Origin of the sequence: Arsenophonus sp. aPb (assembly GCF_029873475.1) — a bacterium.
In the GTDB taxonomy this organism is placed as follows: Bacteria; Pseudomonadota; Gammaproteobacteria; order Enterobacterales; family Enterobacteriaceae; genus Arsenophonus.
In genome coordinates, this window is the sequence record NZ_CP123499.1 from 3,035,794 (window position 1) to 3,052,050 (window position 16,257).

General features: G+C 35.4%; 16 protein-coding genes. 7 read left to right on the forward strand and 9 right to left on the reverse strand.

The features are described 5' to 3' along the window. The first annotated feature begins 36 nt into the window (after positions 1-36). Together murQ and murP are read left to right on the forward strand one after the other, a co-directional pair. Positions 37-951 carry an N-acetylmuramic acid 6-phosphate etherase gene (gene murQ / locus QE177_RS13710; RefSeq protein WP_280550475.1) on the forward strand — a complete coding sequence of 305 codons (915 nt, stop codon included), beginning with the start codon at positions 37-39 and terminating at the stop codon, positions 949-951. A gap of 21 nt (positions 952-972) precedes the next feature. Continuing rightward, entirely contained in the window at positions 973-2,436 is a 1,464-nt protein-coding gene (gene murP / locus QE177_RS13715) for a PTS N-acetylmuramic acid transporter subunit IIBC (RefSeq protein WP_280550478.1), read from the forward strand. Between the two features lie 31 nt (positions 2,437-2,467). Here the strand turns inward: murP and QE177_RS13720 are convergent, their stop codons facing one another. Next, positions 2,468-3,070, reverse strand: a complete 603-nt coding sequence (locus QE177_RS13720) for a LysE family translocator (protein WP_026822977.1) — start codon at positions 3,068-3,070, stop codon at positions 2,468-2,470. Between the two features lie 98 nt (positions 3,071-3,168). Between QE177_RS13720 and QE177_RS13725 the strand changes: the two genes are divergently transcribed. The 4 genes from QE177_RS13725 to crp all read left to right on the forward strand — a co-directional run bounded on the left by QE177_RS13725 (position 3,169) and on the right by crp (position 6,529). After that, the gene (locus QE177_RS13725; protein WP_280550482.1) at positions 3,169-4,143 is read left to right on the forward strand and encodes a hydrolase; all 975 of its coding nucleotides are present in this window, start codon (positions 3,169-3,171) and stop codon (positions 4,141-4,143) included. Between the two features lie 3 nt (positions 4,144-4,146). After that, positions 4,147-4,365: a YheU family protein gene (locus tag QE177_RS13730; protein WP_280550484.1), complete on the forward strand. Its 219-nt coding sequence runs from the start codon at positions 4,147-4,149 to the stop codon at positions 4,363-4,365. A 99-nt stretch (positions 4,366-4,464) separates the two neighbouring features. Beyond that, positions 4,465-5,346, forward strand: a complete 882-nt coding sequence (locus QE177_RS13735; RefSeq protein ID WP_280550486.1) for a phosphoribulokinase — start codon at positions 4,465-4,467, stop codon at positions 5,344-5,346. Between the two features lie 550 nt (positions 5,347-5,896). Beyond that, complete coding sequence (crp, locus tag QE177_RS13740; RefSeq protein ID WP_032116089.1) at positions 5,897-6,529, forward strand: cAMP-activated global transcriptional regulator CRP; 633 nt, start codon at positions 5,897-5,899, stop codon at positions 6,527-6,529. A gap of 249 nt (positions 6,530-6,778) precedes the next feature. Here crp and QE177_RS13745 read toward each other — a convergent pair whose 3' ends face one another. The 4 genes from QE177_RS13745 to QE177_RS13760 form a co-directional block, all read right to left on the reverse strand. Beyond that, positions 6,779-7,135: a DUF488 family protein gene (locus tag QE177_RS13745; protein ID WP_280550490.1), complete on the reverse strand. Its 357-nt coding sequence runs from the start codon at positions 7,133-7,135 to the stop codon at positions 6,779-6,781. Positions 7,136-7,383: 248 nt separating this feature from the next. After that, positions 7,384-7,959 carry an aminodeoxychorismate synthase component II gene (locus QE177_RS13750; RefSeq protein ID WP_280550492.1) on the reverse strand — a complete coding sequence of 192 codons (576 nt, stop codon included), beginning with the start codon at positions 7,957-7,959 and terminating at the stop codon, positions 7,384-7,386. Between the two features lie 210 nt (positions 7,960-8,169). Then, positions 8,170-8,859: a hypothetical protein gene (locus tag QE177_RS13755; RefSeq protein ID WP_280550493.1), complete on the reverse strand. Its 690-nt coding sequence runs from the start codon at positions 8,857-8,859 to the stop codon at positions 8,170-8,172. Positions 8,860-9,056: 197 nt separating this feature from the next. Then, a complete protein-coding gene (locus QE177_RS13760; RefSeq protein WP_280550495.1) occupies positions 9,057-9,623 on the reverse strand; it encodes a peptidylprolyl isomerase in 567 nt (188 codons plus the stop codon). Positions 9,624-9,906: 283 nt separating this feature from the next. Here QE177_RS13760 and yihA point away from each other — a divergent pair, with 283 nt between their 5' ends. Next, a complete protein-coding gene (gene yihA / locus QE177_RS13765) occupies positions 9,907-10,530 on the forward strand; it encodes a ribosome biogenesis GTP-binding protein YihA/YsxC (protein WP_280552291.1) in 624 nt (207 codons plus the stop codon). 488 nt (positions 10,531-11,018) lie between these two features. Here the strand turns inward: yihA and polA are convergent, their stop codons facing one another. The 4 genes from polA to QE177_RS13785 form a co-directional block, all read right to left on the reverse strand. Next, positions 11,019-13,811 (reverse strand): DNA polymerase I, encoded by a 2,793-nt coding sequence (polA, locus tag QE177_RS13770; RefSeq protein WP_280550497.1) that lies wholly within the window; start codon positions 13,809-13,811, stop codon positions 11,019-11,021. Positions 13,812-14,195: 384 nt separating this feature from the next. Further along, entirely contained in the window at positions 14,196-14,816 is a 621-nt protein-coding gene (dsbA, locus tag QE177_RS13775) for a thiol:disulfide interchange protein DsbA (RefSeq protein ID WP_280550499.1), read from the reverse strand. A gap of 32 nt (positions 14,817-14,848) precedes the next feature. Continuing rightward, positions 14,849-15,838 (reverse strand): serine/threonine protein kinase, encoded by a 990-nt coding sequence (locus QE177_RS13780; protein WP_280550500.1) that lies wholly within the window; start codon positions 15,836-15,838, stop codon positions 14,849-14,851. 18 nt (positions 15,839-15,856) lie between these two features. Beyond that, complete coding sequence (locus QE177_RS13785) at positions 15,857-16,126, reverse strand: YihD family protein (RefSeq protein ID WP_280550502.1); 270 nt, start codon at positions 16,124-16,126, stop codon at positions 15,857-15,859. Positions 16,127-16,257: the final 131 nt, after the last annotated feature.

Below are 16,257 nucleotides of genomic sequence, written 5' to 3' on the forward strand. Positions count from 1 at the left end.
TAATATCTCTTAAAAATGACATATAGGAAACATCAAATGACATTAGATCTAAACAAAATGGTAACAGAAAGTCGTAACCCTGTTAGCAATAACATTGATACATTATCAACCTTAGATATATTAAAAATCATTAACCAGGAAGATAAGAAAGTGCCGATTGCTGTTGAGCAAACGCTCGCTGAAATTGCACTTGTTATTGACAAAGTTGCCTATGCTTTTCAGCATAGTGGTAGACTGTTTTACAGTGGTGCTGGCACTTCAGGCCGTTTAGGCATTTTAGATGCGAGTGAGTGTCCCCCAACCTATGGCACCCCTCGTGACATGGTAGTCGGCCTAATCGCAGGTGGACACCAAGCGATTCTGCAAGCGGTAGAAAATGCTGAAGATAATCCACAGCTTGGTGCTGATGATCTTAAAGCTTTTAATTTCAATCAAAAAGATGTTTTAGTTGGCATCGCTGCAAGTGGCCGCACACCTTATGTGCTAGGTGCAATGAACTACGCTAAAACGACAGGAGCAACCGTTGCCTGTATTAGTTGTAACCCCAACAGTGAAATGGTCAACATAGCAGATATTACAATAACACCGATTGTCGGACCAGAAGTGATTACGGGCTCTTCACGAATGAAAGCCGGTACAGCGCAAAAACTAGTCCTTAATATGATCACTACAGGTGCCATGATACGGATTGGAAAAGTATACGGTAACCTAATGGTAGATGTAGAAGCAACCAATGCTAAACTTATTGAACGTCAAAAACAGATTGTCATGGCTGCAACGGAGTGTGACCGAGCAACAGCAGAACATGCCCTTATTGAATGTAATAACCATTGTAAAACCGCTATCGTTATGATCCTTACCGGCTTTAATCCCCAACAAGCTAAACAAACACTAGCTGATAATCATGGTTTTATTCGTGCCGCCTTAAAACAGCATACTGGCCATCAATAATCGTTTTAAAGGAAAAGTACCATGGCAAAAATAACTAATGAAATGCTAAAAAAAATACTGGTAACTATTGGCGGCGCTAAAAATATTATTCAGTACGGCAACTGTATGACACGTTTACGTATAACGTTGCATGACATACAATTAGTTGATAAAAATCGCCTCAAACAAATCCCCGGTGTATTAGGAATTATTGAAAGTGATAAACAACTACAAATTGTATTAGGTCCAGGTAATGCGCAAACAGCTAATGATATGATGAAACAATTATTAGCAAACAGCTCAGAGACAGAAACAATATTACCCACTAGCAATGATTTGCAAAAAATTGCTGCCGACAACAAAAAACAATTAAAAACTAAACAAACTAGTGTCGTTCATAAATTTTTATCCACTTTTGCCACCATCTTTACCCCACTGATACCGGGTTTCATTGCTGTTGGTTTATTACTTGGCTTCGCAACATTGGCCAAACAATTATACTATCCAGCAGGTCTGCCAACTGAAGCAGCACAACAGACTTTTCTTGTTCACTTAATACTCTATATGTCTGTCTTTAGCAAAGGCCTTTATGCTTTTCTAGGGATCCTAATTGGTTACAATACGCAAAAAGTTTTCGGCGGTTCAGGTGTTAATGGCGCCATTATTGCGTCACTTTTTATTCTAGGCTACGATCCACACGCAACAACAGGCTTTTTCTCCAATATGAGTACCTTTTTCAATTACACCATTGATGCTCGGGGTAACATTATTGGTATTTTACTTGCTTGTATCTGTGGTGCCTGGGTTGAACAACAAATCAGGAAAATTATTCCTGCCAGCTTAGATATGATACTGACTTCAGCAATCACATTGCTTATTGTTGGCGCCATTACCTATACCATTATTATGCCAATTGGCAGTTATTTGTTTACTGGTATGTCCTGGTTATTTATACACTTAAATGGCAATCCATTTGGTACTGCTATATTAGCTGGTCTATTTTTGATCGCGGTTGTTTTTGGCGTTCATCAAGGTTTTATTCCGGTTTATTTCGCATTAATGGAGACACAAGGGTTCAATCCTCTTTTCCCAATCCTGGCTATGGCTGGTGGCGGTCAGATTGGTGCAGCATTTGCGCTCTATATCAAATCAGCTAAGGATTCTAGCTTACGTAATCAGATACGCGGGGCAATAATCCCAGGTATATTAGGTATTGCTGAGCCTTTAATCTATGGTGTGACTCTACCGCGCATTAAACCTTTTATAACCGCTTGTCTAGGGGGAGCCGCTGGTGGCTTTTTTATCGGATTAGTTGCCTGGTTAGGTAAACCAATTGGACTCAATTCAGTTTTCGGTCCGTCGGGATTAATAGCTATTCCATTGATGACATCTACAACCGGTATTTTTAACGGAATACTTATCTATATTGCTGGTTTACTAATTTCCTATTTATTTGGTTTTATTTTTACTTATTTGTTCGCTAGTAAAAATATTGATCTAAATTAATGCAAAAAAGGGGCTTCCCTTTTTTGCATCGCTATTGCAACCAAATAAAAGGGATACAAGCGAGAGTAAAAATACTCATTGTAATATTAAAAATAAACCAAGCATTACGCCCACGAAGCAAGGTGCCAATTAACGAACCAAAGCCAACCCAGACAAAACCACCGATTAAATTGACAATCAACATAACAAAACTTATGATCAAAATTGAGTTAACGTAGTTATCAGCCACACTATAACTACTAACCGCCCCGAGCCCCATCATCCATGCCTTGGGATTCAAGAATTGTAATAAGCTCCCTTGATACCATTTAATTGATTTGGCAACTTGAGACTCTGTATTAAGTTGCACATGGTGGGATGTAGCGAGTTTCCAAGCAAGCCATAATAAATAAAAACTTCCAACGAGTTTCATTATAATTTGTAGCACCGGCGAAACCAGTAAAAGAACAGCAAGGCCACCAGCAGAAATAAATAGAATACTTTGGATACCAAATATTACGCCGAACATTAAAGGTATTGAACGCCGTAAACCATACTGAGCACCTGATGACGTAAATAATAAATTATTTGGACCAGGAGTAATCGCCACAATAAATAAAAAAGTAAATAGCGCAAAAATCAGCCCATGACTCATTTAAGATCCTTTGATTAACTATGATTAATCTTTTTCATATTAAAAATAACAATATATTATCAGAATATATGTAAAATTAATTATTTAGATTTACAATTATGAGTAAAAATTTTCAACCGATAAATTGGGCTAAAAACCCTCATTTACAAACACTACTGCCCCGTATTGTGAGGAAAAAGCCGCAAATCAAACCACTATGGCAACGCCTCGAATTGCCTGATGGCGATTTTATTGATCTCGCTTGGAGTGAAGATCCCCAATATGCAAAGCATAAACCTCGACTGGTCATCTTTCACGGCTTAGAAGGCAGTTTTAGAAGCCCATATGCCCATGGCATGTTGGAAGCGACTAAAAGACGAGGCTGGCTTGGTGTAATTATGCATTTTCGTGGCTGTAGTGGGGAACCAAATCGGCAAAAACGTATTTATCATTCTGGTGAAATTACCGATGCCCGTTACTTCCTCGAGTGGCAGAAAACAATTTACGGTCAAGTGCCAATTGCTGCTGTTGGCTACTCCCTTGGTGGTAATATGTTAGCTTGCTATTTAGCAGAGACCGGACAATATGCTGATGTTAATGCCGGAGTCATTGTTTCCGCTCCTTTAATGTTAGAACCTTGTTCAATTCGTTTAGAAAAAGGGTTTTCACAATTTTATGAACGTTATTTACTAAATGGCTTAAAACGTAATGCAACACGCAAACTCATTCGCTACCCAGGTTCATTACCACTTAATTTGCTACAACTAAAAAAACTAAAACGGCTACGTGATTTTGATAATGTCGTCACGGCAAAAATACACGGTTTTAAAGATGCTGCAGATTATTATCATCAATGTAGTGCTCTGCCCCGGTTACCGAATATTCGTGTGCCAACACTGATTATTCATGCAAAAGATGATCCTTTTATGGCACCTGAAGTTGTACCGGATATCAACCAATTACCAACTAATATAGAGTATCAAATGACAGAACATGGTGGTCATGTTGGGTTTGTTAGTGGCACATTAAAACAGCCTAAAATGTGGCTTGAGCAACGCATACCTGATTGGTTAACCCCACATCTGGAGCCGTAATTTATGATTATTCCATGGCAACAGTTAACAGCGGATACTTTAAATAATTTGATTGAAAGCTTTGTTTTACGAGAAGGAACGGATTACGGTAAAGAAGAAAAAACACTGGATGAAAAAGTTGAGGACATTAAGCAGCAATTGCGATTAGGAAGTGTTGTGCTTGTCTGGTCTGAATTACATGAAACGATAAATATTTTGCCAAAAGCACAATTACATCCTTAAATAACTGTATACATCACTATCTAAAAAGAAATTTTTACGTCATTGTAATTAATGTGTTAAAACATCGTGTTATCTGAATGAGTAAGGGAAGCCACTTATATGTCAGTTAATCATCCGATCATTGCAGTAACAGGCTCCAGTGGTGCGGGCACCAGCACTACTAGCCTTGCATTTCAAAAAATCTTTACCCAATTAAAGCTTTCGGCAGCAACCATTGAAGGTGATAGCTTTCATCGTTATACTCGCCCTGAAATGGATGTTGCTATTCGTAAAGCTAAAGAACAGAGCCGTCACATTAGTTATTTTGGGCCCGAATCCAATGATTTTGGTCTGCTAGAACAAAGTTTAATCGAGTATGGCGAAAAAGGGACAGGAAAACGTCGACATTATCTACACACCTACGATGAAGCAGTTCCCTACAATCTTCAACCTGGAACTTTTACGCCATGGGAAACATTACCTAAAAATACCGATATATTATTTTATGAAGGGTTACATGGTGGTGTTGTAACATCAAAATACAATGTCGCTAAACATGTAGACTTATTAGTCGGCGTTGTGCCTATTGTTAATCTTGAATGGATCCAAAAGCTAATTCGTGATACATCAGAACGGGGTCATTCAAGAGAAGCCGTGATGGATTCCGTTATCCGCTCAATGGGAGATTACATTAAATACATCACCCCACAATTTTCTCGCACCCATATTAACTTTCAACGTGTTCCAACCGTTGATACCTCTAATCCCTTTTCCGCTAAAGCGATTCCTTCTCCCGATGAAAGTTTTATAGTAATCCGATTTAATGGTCTAACCCAGATCGATTTTCCCTATCTTTTATCCATGTTACATAATTCATTTATATCATCAATGAATACATTAGTTGTTCCAGGTGGAAAGCTAGGTTTAGCATTGGAGTTAATTATGACTCCATTAGTAAAAAAGCTCGTCACTAATAAAAAAATTATCCATAAAAGAAGCTAACAATACAGCATTATATTTTTACTTATATCAATTTTTTATTCTTACAACCATTTTAAGATTCAAACTATGCATAAAATTATCTTTTATGTATATCTAATAATAACGTTAATATTTCATTGTTAATTATTTTAATAAGTAATTATTTTACATTGTTAATATTTATTTTTGCTATAATTTGATAACTTATGAAATAATATATTATTATTCGAGTTTAATTTTTTAATTGTAATATTTACTTAGTGATACTTATTAATAAATACAATAAAACTAATCAACTTATTGCTAAAATATGAATTTTTTGGCTTATACAATATTGCTGAATCGAGACAGTAGAGACAGGATGCTTTTATTATGCTACAAAGCAAAAGCACATTTATAGTATGGTTAAGATCAATACCAAAAATTCCGAATCAATATACCCTATAGTTAATATTAACTTTCCCAAACTAAACAAGTTAGTATGCTATGTTAGAACTTTATAAGATAAGCCAGCCTTGTGAAGACTCGTATTTTGGTATTCAGGCTGCAATAACATTAGAGGATTACGCGAATGGTTTTCGGCAAACCACACACAGACCCTACTCTTGAATGGTTTTTGTCACACTGCCATATTCACAAATATCCATCCAAAAGCACTCTTATTCATCAGGGCGAAAAAGCAGAAACGCTTTATTATATTGTAAAAGGTTCTGTTGCTGTTTTGATTAAAGATGAAGAAGGAAAAGAGATGATCCTTTCCTATCTGAATCAAGGGGACTTTATTGGTGAACTTGGATTATTTGAGGAAGGGCAAGAACGAACAGCTTGGGTTAGAGCTAAAAGCGCCTGTGAAGTCGCTGAAATCTCTTATAAAAAATTCCGCCAATTAATACAGGTAAATCCAGATATCTTAATGCGGTTATCAGCGCAAATGGCTAAACGCTTACAAACAACTTCTGAAAAAGTCGGTAATTTAGCTTTTTTAGATGTCACAGGCCGCATTGCACAAACATTATTAAATTTAGCCAAACAACCTGATGCGATGACGCATCCAGATGGAATGCAAATTAAAATCACTCGTCAAGAGATAGGTCAAATAGTGGGATGCTCACGCGAAACAGTGGGACGTATTCTAAAAATGCTAGAAGATCAAAATCTGATTTCTGCTCACGGTAAAACCATTGTCGTTTACGGTACGCGTTAATATTTTATAAACCAGTACCTACGTTTATGTAGCGTATTGGTTTTATAAGCTTCTTTATTGTTATTTTTATTAATATATATATCAATTATGAATATATAATCCACAATAATAATAAAAAATAGAATAAAAACGATAGTAAACAGAATAAATTGGATAGCTGAGTGATGACATTGCTTTAATATGATATTTAAAATTAAAAATAACTGGACTATCTATTACAAAATTAACTAGATAGCTAAAATATAATAATCAAACCTTATTAAGTTTATTTTCCAAAAATGATTTTAATACTACGGCATTATTATGATCTTCATCTTTGCTGGAAAAAAGAAGCACCAAACAGTTTGATTTTGTTTTAAGCAATAAATGTTGCCAACTATCAGGATTATTTTCTAATTCTGCAAAATAAAGTCGCTTAAACTGCTCAAAATTTGCTGGATATTTATGAAACCATTTTCTTAAATCATTCGAGGGAGCAACATTTTTATTCCATTCATCATAGCGAATATCTTGCTTTCTGATGCCTCGAGGCCATATCCGATCAACTAATACCCGATAGCCATTATTACCAGTTTTGTCCGTAAAAACACGTTTACAGATGATCATCTTGGTACCATTTTTTGATAATAAAGAATTTAACAAAAATTTTTTTATTATCTTTAATAGTAGCCCTTTATCGATAGTAAATACAAAAAACATGTTTTAATAATATATAAACAGATACCTTACTATAAACTCCTTTTGCCATATGGAAATTTACAATTCAAGCAAAATAAAGCCTATTTTTATCCAACATTGATAGTTATAATAATCATTGAATACAAATAGCCTAACGTGAACTAATTTCTAATATATTAATACTTTAGAAAATTATTTAATAATTCATGTCCTTGCTCACTCAAGATACTTTCCGGATGAAATTGGACACCTTCAATAGGGAGGGTTTTATGCCGAATACCCATAATTTCATCAATATTTCCATCATGTAACGTCCAAGCAGTCACTTCAAAAGTCGCGGGTAATGTTCCAGCATCAATTACCAAAGAATGATAACGGGTTACCTGCAAGGGGCGATTTAATCCTTTAAAAATACCTTGCTGATTATGATGAATTGCTGAAACTTTACCATGCATCACTTCTCTCGCTTTAACAATAGAAGCACCAAAAGCCTGACCAATCGCTTGGTGACCAAGGCAAACACCCAAAATTGGGATCTTACCAGCAAAATAGGAAATTGTATTTAGTGAAACACCCGCCTCATTAGGTGTACATGGACCCGGTGAAATGACTAAATGTGTCGGCGCTAATGTTTCTATCTCCGAGATAGTTATTGCATCATTACGCTTAACCACAACCTCAATCCCTAATTCACATAGATATTGATAAAGGTTATAGGTAAACGAATCATAGTTATCAATTATCAAAAGCATAACTAGCTATCCAAATGATTTTTATAGTAATAATTCCTTAATTTTGATCTTTATTATTAAGGCAAATTGTACAGATTATAATACCATAACAAATAAAGCTGGGTATCATACCATAACCGCAGAAAAAAATAGCTCACAAAAATCAATCAAAATGTTTCACTTTAATAAATAAACATAATAATTATCAATTAGAATAATTGTAAATGATAACTATAAACTATTATAAACTTCGTTATAATATTGGCCATAAGGTTTTAAATTATTTGATGTTATTTCGTTATGTCGATAAATTTCACCAATATATTTAGTCGCTTCATCAAATTTGTTATCAATAAGATAATTATCATAGACTTCATTATAACATTTTATATTTCTTGGATTTGCCATAATTCCAATATCTACTGCCATTTGATTAATAATTTCTCGTTGGATCTCAATATTTTTAATCGTCGCAGCACCTTCACTCGCTAAAAAATAAGAAATAAAATTTGATTTAGATTTTATATTTGGCTTTTCAGTGTAAAAAATATGCCCAATTTCATGGGATAGTGCTTGTATAGTCAAATTAGGATGATTCAAAACTCGATTTGAAATAAAAACAGTTTTTCGCCGCAAATCGGTAGCAGTTCCTTGCCCTCGCTGCGCTATAACTAATTTCCAACCGTCAACTTCCAATGTTTTCAATGCCCGACTCAATGTAGGCGAACTTGAAATAAGCATTTGTGTTTTTTTAGAAAATCGAATCATTTCACCCGGAGTGTATTTAATTTTCTCATCCAAAAAATAAGTAGACATTGGCGCCATATTTAACAAGTCTGAAAATTGACTATTTTTATGTTCTATTTTAGGTTCAACAACATTCTCTATTAGTTTCTGGCAACTAGGTAATAGCTTACTCAAACAATAATTCCTCATTAGCAACAATGATAACGATATAAATTAATAAACCGATGGAAATTTTGTTTTATTATAAAGAAAAGTTTGGCCACTAATAGCAGGATAAAGACAGATAAATTATTGTAGTTTTTCAATTGTCATTAAATATTCAAAATTACGTTAAATTTAATAGCAGAAAATATTTTCTGCTATTAAATAAATTATTCTATACTGGCAGAAATAATTTTTATTTCTTCAGTTGGCACATTTTGGTAGGGACCAATATTTGTTGTTGTTACACTCGAAATTTTATCAACAACATCCATTCCGTCAATCACTTTACCAAAAACGGCATAGCCAAAATCACGTTGGCCGTGATCTAAGAATGCATTATCAGCTGTATTGATAAAAAATTGGCTAGTCGCACTATCCTTAGCTAATGTGCGCGCCATTGCAATTGTTCCACGTAAATTACGTAAACCATTATCAGCTTCATTTTTGATTGGCAAGCGAATATTTGGTTGAGGTTGCAAACCACTAATAAAGCCACCACCTTGTATCATAAAACCTGGGATCACACGATGGAAAATAGTATTTTGATAATAACCTTCTTTTACATATTGAATAAAATTATCGGTAGTTATAGGCGCTTTTTTATTATTTAATTCAAGTAGGATATTACCCTTAGAAGTCACTAATTTAACAATAGTACCCTCAGCTGCGACAGCAAAAGAAGAGATGCTAACCATATACGCTACCAGTAGCGGCACAAAAAAACGTTTTAACATTCAAGTTCCTTTTAATTATATTTTAGATGAAAATGTAAGCTAAAATTTAGTACCGTCAGGTCATTATACTAAGTAAAAATACATAACTGGCCTAAATTGACCTAATTAAATAATAGGATCTATTCTGTCACATTCCATATTTTTTTCTTATGTAAAAAATGTTATTTTTAATAAAACTCATTAACAGATAATCATCTATCTTTCATGTAGCTATTACTATCTTAATTTATCCTCTTACAGGTATAATTTCTCTACTTTAAGCCGAAATCAGCGAGAAACAATGATGGCAAACAAAAATTACAATTATCACAAGACAAAATTTGTCACAAGTGCGCCTGATATTCACCATTTACCAAACGATTATGGTATAGAAATTGCCTTCGCTGGCCGTTCTAACGCCGGTAAATCAAGCGCAATGAATGCACTTACCCAACAAAAAAATTTAGCGCGGACTAGTAAAACGCCTGGCAGAACACAGTTAATCAATCTGTTCGAAGTCGCAGAGGGTATTAGGCTAGTTGATTTACCTGGTTACGGTTATGCAGAAGTGCCCGAATCAGTTAAACGCCAATGGCAACAAGCATTAAGTGAATATTTACAAAAAAGAAAATGTTTAAAAGGGTTGATAATATTAATGGACATTCGTCATCCATTAAAAGATATGGATATACAGATGATCGAATGGTCTGTGGCGATGAATATCCCCATACTTGTATTGCTAACCAAAGCAGACAAACTAGTACCGAATAAAAGAAAAGCTCAACTTATAGCAGTACGTAATAAATTAAAAACAGTGGCTGGTAATATACAAGTTGAAACCTTTTCTTCATTAAAAAAAATGGGTATTGATAAATTACAACTTAAATTAGATGAATGGTTTAACGAACAACATTCTGAACGCAATTAATCAACATAAAGAATAATTAAAGACATTTTTTATCAAAATTTTTACATTTTCTTAAATACAAATAAAAAAATGCTCTAGTCTATTATTTGACTAGAGCAGCTTAATAATCAGCTTATCTGATTACATAAAGTAATAGATTTTAAAAATAGAACATCTTACCTCTGTACCCTACGCGAATTACTTTACTTTATTTCGCGAAGAAAAAAAAGTTGTTTTGTTACTTTTTTTTCACTGCATTGAGGCTATAACTTTACTTAATGTAATCAATACTTATTTTTTGATAACTTTAGTGCATTATTAGTCAATATTATACATTTTTAGTGATAAAAACTGCATTGCTTAGCTAAAACTGTTGGGTTACTCATCTAATAAAAGTAAGTGATTACCTATTACGTTATTTTGTCACGAATAAAAATAAGTTAGTTTAACTAAAATTTTTATCGACAAATAGCATAAATGCAGCCTCCTCGGACAAAATACTTTATTATTTAATGTGCTTCATCCCAATTATCACCAATACCAACATCAACTTTTAGTGGAACAGTTAGTTGCATACTTTGTTCCATTAACTGACGGATTTTTTGTTGTGACCGATCAACCTCAGACTCTTTTACTTCAAATACTAATTCATCGTGTACTTGCATCAACATATAGAGATCAGGTTTTATCGATTCAATCCATTTATCTAATGCGATCATCGCTTTCTTTATAATATCGGCCGCTGTTCCTTGCATCGGGGCGTTAATTGCTTCACGTTCAGATGCTTTACGTCGCATTGCATTACGGGAATTAATATCAGGCAAATAGAGTCGGCGTCCTGCTAGCGTTTCAACATATCCTTGCTCCGCAGCTTGCTTACGGGTACGCTCCATATAACTCAAAACACCAGGATAGCGCTCAAAATAACGATCCATATAATGCTGCGCCTGGCCACGCGTAATTCCTAACTGACGGGATAATCCAAAAGCGCTCATACCATAGATTAAACCAAAATTAATCGCTTTTGCGCTACGGCGCTGTTCATTAGTAACATCAGTCAACAATACACCAAAAACCTCTGCCGCAGTTGCTTTATGAATATCTTGTCCTTCGGCAAAAGCATCAAGCAATCCTTTATCCTGTGAAAGGTGAGCCATAATACGCAATTCAATTTGCGAATAATCTGCAGCGATAATTTTATAACCATCACGAGCGATAAAAGCTTGGCGGATCCTTCGTCCCTCCTCAGTTCTAACCGGAATATTTTGTAAATTAGGATCGCGAGAAGAGAGTCTACCGGTTGCCGTTACTGCCTGGTGATAAGAAGTATGTACCCGTTTCGTTTTTGGATGGATCATCATCGGTAGTTTATCGGTGTATGTCGATTTCAATTTTGACAAACTACGGTGTTGCAAAATAATTTTTGGTAGCTCATGACTAAAGGCCAGCTCCTCTAGTACTTCCTCGTTAGTGGAAGGTGCCCCACTTGGTGTTTTCTTTACCACTGGTAATTGAAGTTTTTCAAACAAAATAGCTTGTAACTGTTTCGGGGATGCTAAATTAAATTCTTGCTCAGCAATAGCATAAGCTTCTTTTTCAATTTCTATTAATCGGCTTGCTATTTCCTGAGATTGTTTAGCAAGCTTATTTGCATCGATAAGCACCCCAACTCGCTCCATATGAGCTAATACCGGTACTAGCGGCATTTCTATCTGTTGAAAAATTCCTTTTAATTTTGGTTCTGCCTCAAGTTGAGGCCAAAGCGTTTGGTGTAATAATAAAGTGACATCTGCATCTTCGGCTGCATAAGTTGACGCTTGCTCAAGTGGGATTTGATTGAACGTTAGCTGATTTTTTCCTTTGCCGGCAATCTCTTCAAAGGTTATGGTTTTATGATTGAGATGCCGTTGTGCCAAACTATCCATATCATGACGTCCAAGTCCGGCGACACTATTTAATACATAAGATTCCAACATCGTATCAAAGGCCATATTTTTTAATTCAATATCATAATTTGCCATCACGCCGTAATCGAATTTTAAATTCTGACCGATCTTCCGAATATTTTCGTCAACTAAAATCGGTTTTATCGCCGCTAATACCTCATCTAAGGGTAATTGTTGTGGTGCATCAAGATAATCATGCCCTAGCGGGAGATAAGCACCTTTACCTTTTTCAATGGCAAAAGAGAGTCCAATGAGATGGGCAGATAGCGTATCAAGGCTGTCAGTTTCAGTATCAAAGGCAAAACACTTTGCCGATTGTAGTTTTTTAATCCATTGCATCAAATCAGCTTTGGTCAATATTGTTTGATAATGTTCTGTTGATAATGCGGCAACAGGCTCTTTAGCCAAAGAAATATCATTATTGTTAACAGAGACTGTCGTTGGAGATTGACCTGTTTTTTTGGTTAGCCAACCACCATTTTTTAAATCAGCTAACCAACGCTTAAATTCGTAACGACTAAAAAGCGCGTGTAATTTTTCAATATCAGGCGCCTGCATAACCAACCCATTATAATCTGTCGTTAAGTCAACATTAGTCTTAATTGTGGCTAATTTATAAGATAAGAAGGCAATATCTTTATGTTGCGCCATCTTTTCTGCCAATGTTTTCGACCCACGAAATCCCAAAGGGGCAATTGCTGATAAATCCTGGTAAATCGTTGCCAGATCGCCAATTCCTTGCAATAAAGCTAATGCTGTTTTTTCTCCGACACCAGGTACACCAGGAATATTATCGGAAGAATCCCCCATCAACGCGAGGAAATCAACCATCAACTCAGGCGGCACACCATATTTATCAGCAACCTCTGCCGGTCCTAAAATGGTGTTTGTCATAGTATTAATGAGTGTAATATCAGTAGTCACTAATTGAGCCATGTCTTTATCTCCTGTACTGATTAATACAGGTAACCCTTTCTTACTAGCCTGTAAAGCTAATGTACCTATTACATCATCAGCTTCTACACCAGCAACAACCAGCAGGGGAAGTCCCATAGCAGCAACCATTTCATGTAGCGGCTCTATCTGTTCACGCAAATCATCAGGCATCGGTGGTCGTTGAGATTTGTATTGCTCAAATAATTCATCCCGAAAAGTTTTTCCTTTCGCATCAAATACTACCGCAATATGACTCGGCTTATATTGCATTATTAAACTACGGAGCATGTTAAGAACACCATACATAGCACCGGTTGGCTCACCTGCACTATTGGTTAATGGGGGAAAAGCATGATATGCGCGGTAAAGGTAAGAAGAGCCATCAACTAGAATAAATGGATTTTCTGCAATTTGAGCCATAGTCTTTTTCATCATCAAAGTAATTAATAGTGATAGAATGCCACACTCACGAGAGAGAGACGAATTTTGCCTGAATTTATTTTCAATTTGTCACTTTTCCACCGCTGATAGCACCAGAACATCCTGTGGATAAACTTGTGTGTAAATCTTCTTATTATACTACATTCAATAGTTAAACAGATTTAACTTAGAAAACAATATTAAATGAGAATCAAGACGTTACGGATAAAAATAATATCGTATTGCCATTTTTGTTGGTTAACATTTTTTTGTGGATATTACAGAATAATATGCCAAAAAAAAGAAAAAATCCGCTGTTGTACCAATATGTTAAACCGTTGGTACAACATGGCGCTATTAAAAAAGGGTGGAAAAAAGACTTACTTATTTGCTAATTAAAAAGTTAACAACATCAGAATAAGTTTTAGCATAATGGTCGGCGTCTTCAACTGTTATACCATTGTTACGTACCATATACTTACCATTAACAAACATAGCTGGTACGCCACGTAATTGAAAATCTTTCGCTGCTTGCTGTTGTTTTACCACCAACGATTTAACGACAAAACTATCTAGCGCTGCATCATATTCTTCACTTTTGACGCCAGCTTTAATAAATACTGCTTTAATATCAGCAGGTGTGTTTATCGATCCTGACTTTTGGATTCCTTCAAACAGTAACGGTGACACCTTATCCTCAACCTTTAACACTATTGCTACCGTCCAGGCTTTGGTTAACTCAGCGCCTAGTGGCCCCAAAAAATCAACATGGTAACGTTCCATTTTAATATCTTTAGGTAAATTTTTTCTTACTGTTTGTGATACATGATAGACGGATTCAAATTGATAACAATGTGGACAGTAAAAAGAAAAAAACTCTACTACGCGAGGGGCATTTTGTACCGTTTTTTGTATTTTGATAAATTCAGTACCCTCCGTGTAATTTGCTGCAGACACACCATAAGACATTACTAACCCTATTAAAGCTAACCAAAACTTGTTCATATTACTCATTCTCCAAAAGTATTTTCTATTTATTAATATGCTAAACTGGGTTGCAAAGGCTGTTCATTCAGCGCATTGATCTGTTCAGAAAAAAGTAACTGCTGTTTATGCCAAAAATCATATTCAATCATCCACGGAAAAGCACGTGGAAAAGCAGGATCTTGCCAACGCCGAACAATCCATGATAAATAATGCACCATTCGCATAGCCCGTAAAGGCTCAATCAGAGACAACTGTTCATTATCAAAATGCGTATATTCAGTATAACCTTCTAATAATATTTCCAATTGAATTCGTTGTTCCTGACGTTCGCCGTTTAAAAGCATCCATAAATCTTGTACTGCTGGGCCACTACGAGCATCATCAAAATCGACAATAAAAGGGCCATCTCGCCACAAAATATTACCAGGATGACAATCACCCTGTAAGCGAAGGCAACGATACTGTTGAGACCACCGTTTTTTTACTTCTAAAATTAGTTTATCAAGAACTAATAGAAAACTCGGCTTTAAATCAGTAGCCAATAAAGAAGTGTTAGCTAAAATATTACGAGGCGTAATTAAATATTCATCAATTCCAATAGTCGGGCGGGTGGTAAAATTGTGTTGGTATCCTATTTGATGGATCCGTCCAATTAATCGGCCAACTTCTTCTAACTGTAACAAGTTATCAGCTTCATACTGTCGTCCACCAACAACTGGAAAAACTGCATACAAAAAATCTCTATATTCCAATACAGTTTGCCCAGCGAAAAATAGCGGAGCAATAACGGATAAACCAGCTTCATGCAAAGATAACATAAAATCATGTTCTTCTTGAATCTGCGTCCGATTCCAGCGAGCAGGACGATAAAATTTCACAACGTAACGTTTACGCTGTTCATCTACAAACTGGTAAACTCGATTTTCATAACTATTCAACTCGATTATCCCTGAATCAGGGTATAATCCGACTTCTATTAATGCATCAAGAATTAAATCCGGGGTAATCGTTTTGAAATGAAAAGCACTTTGCTGTGTCACTTTATTATCTCTATCTGGTTAATCTTTAATAATGCCTCGAGCACGCAAAAGCGCTGTTTTGAAATCATCTTCATAATCTTTTTTCAACCCAGGTATCACGGCTTGCGTTGGAGAACTACGCATTTTTAAATGATAGATCAAAGTATCGTCAGTCAAATCACATAGATCCCCTTTAAAACCAGCTTCCTCAGCTAATTTTTCTAATAATTGAACCAAATTTAACTCTGGATATGCCTGCCATATAGGTTGCAGTAGTTCAATAACTTCATTTAACCGATGATATTTCATTTTTCAATGCCTTAATAACGAATTATTTTTACAAATTACCAAGGATTATCTGCAAGAGAAAGCGTTACTTTGTCAGTTAACATAAAATTTATATTTTTTCTTATTATTTACTATCATCTATTAAGTTAAAA